This window comes from Streptomyces phytophilus (genome assembly GCF_013870535.1).
Classification (GTDB): domain Bacteria; phylum Actinomycetota; class Actinomycetes; order Streptomycetales; family Streptomycetaceae; genus Streptomyces; species Streptomyces phytophilus.
This window is the reverse complement of record NZ_JACBXC010001461.1, coordinates 1-1387: the sequence shown is the minus strand read 5'-3', so window position 1 is coordinate 1387 and position 1387 is coordinate 1. Positions and strand designations below refer to the sequence as shown.

1 protein-coding gene and 1 pseudogene are annotated in these 1387 nt (G+C 70.7%); one reads left to right on the top strand and one right to left on the bottom strand.

The genetic code is table 11. From position 1 onward, the window contains the following. Nucleotides 1–5 precede the first annotated feature (5 nt). The gene (locus H5J30_RS33360; protein ID WP_181791472.1) at nucleotides 6–1013 is read right to left on the bottom strand and encodes a lytic polysaccharide monooxygenase auxiliary activity family 9 protein; all 1008 of its coding nucleotides are present in this window, start codon (nucleotides 1011–1013) and stop codon (nucleotides 6–8) included. A gap of 284 nt (nucleotides 1014–1297) precedes the next feature. On the opposite strand from H5J30_RS33360, the pseudogene H5J30_RS37195 reads away from it, so the two are divergent. Continuing rightward, nucleotides 1298–1387, top strand: a pseudogene (locus H5J30_RS37195) (haloacid dehalogenase type II); the annotation flags it as partial.

The window sequence follows — 1387 nt, the reverse complement described above, 5'->3', positions numbered from 1 at the left end:
CTGCGTCAGACCTGCTGCCTCCCCGGGCCGTTTCGCCGCTGGTTGTACACCAGCGCCCCGCCCGCGAAGATCACCGCGCCCATGCCCGCCAGCGCCGCCGGCAGCACCGCCGAGGAGTCGTCCGACGCGGCGGCCAGGTTCGAGTCGCCCGCGTCCAGCGTCTCCACCGCCTGCGTCTGCGCGCCGTGGTCGCCGTGCGCGCCCTTGACCGGGTCGGCCTTGGTGTTGTCCTGGCCCGCGCCGAGCGCCCGGACCTCGTCCGCCGACATCGCGCCCGGCGTCAGACCGGTGACCTCGCCGTTGCCGCCGTCGAAGACGACGTCGGAGCAGGAGAAGAAGTTCTCCTGGCTGTCCGAGCGGATCCACTGGATGAACAGCATGTGCTGCCCGCTGCGCTGCGGCAGTTGCAGGTTCCAGTAGTAGTGCCCGCCGTCCGAGCCCGCGCCGCCCGCCTGCGGCGGGTTGGTGACCGTCTGGAGGTGCGTCAGGTCGCCCCAGGCCAGCGTCTTGGACGGGCTCCAGCCGCTGTTGGTGATGTAGACCTCGAACTTGCCGGGGTGGTGCGCCCAGTTGCTGTATTCGAGGTTGACGTTCGAGCCGGACGTGACGTGCGTGACCGGCCAGTCGGTGCGGGCCGCGTTGTACGGCGAGAAGTTGTACGGGCTCCGGTCGCCGGCGCTGCACAGCTTGCCGTCCGCCACGTAGCCCTGGCCGCGCCCGCCGGCGTTGGAGTCCAGCACGGCGAACCAGTTGTACAGCGGGGTCGTGCCTGCGGACTGCACCGCCGCCTTGCACGCCGGGTTCTGCGGCATCTGCGTGGAGCTGTTCGCGATCAGGTCCTTGTAGCACAGGAACGTACGCGAGCCGGGCACCATCGCGACGCCGTGGGCGGACGCGGGCGTCGGCACCGCCAGCGCGGCGGTCGCGATGCCCGCGACTCCGGCGAGTGCGAGCGTACGCCGCAGGCGCAGCGATCTACCGGCGCGGACGAGTCGTTGGACAGCCATGGTCATGGTCTCCTCCGGGTTCTCCTGAGCGCTGACGCGAGAGCCCGCGACTTCGGTGCGCGTGACGGGCCGCAGGGCAGTCCCGGGGGCCGGCGACCGACCTGGCAGGGGGTCTCACGTTCGTCGTGAACAGGTCAATGGGAGCGCTCCCAATGACGGTAGCGCGGGATTTCGCGGCTGTAAACGGAACGCGCACCCGTCCGGCGACTTCTCTTCTCCGCCGCCGGGCATGCGCGGGGCGGCGGCGTTGTTGCCGATCTCGACAGGACCGTCGTGAACAGGAGAAACACATGCCCGAGATCCGCGACGCCGAGATCGTCGTCTTCGACGTCCTCGGCACGCTCGTCGACGAACCCGGCGGCCTGCGCGCCGAGATCCGC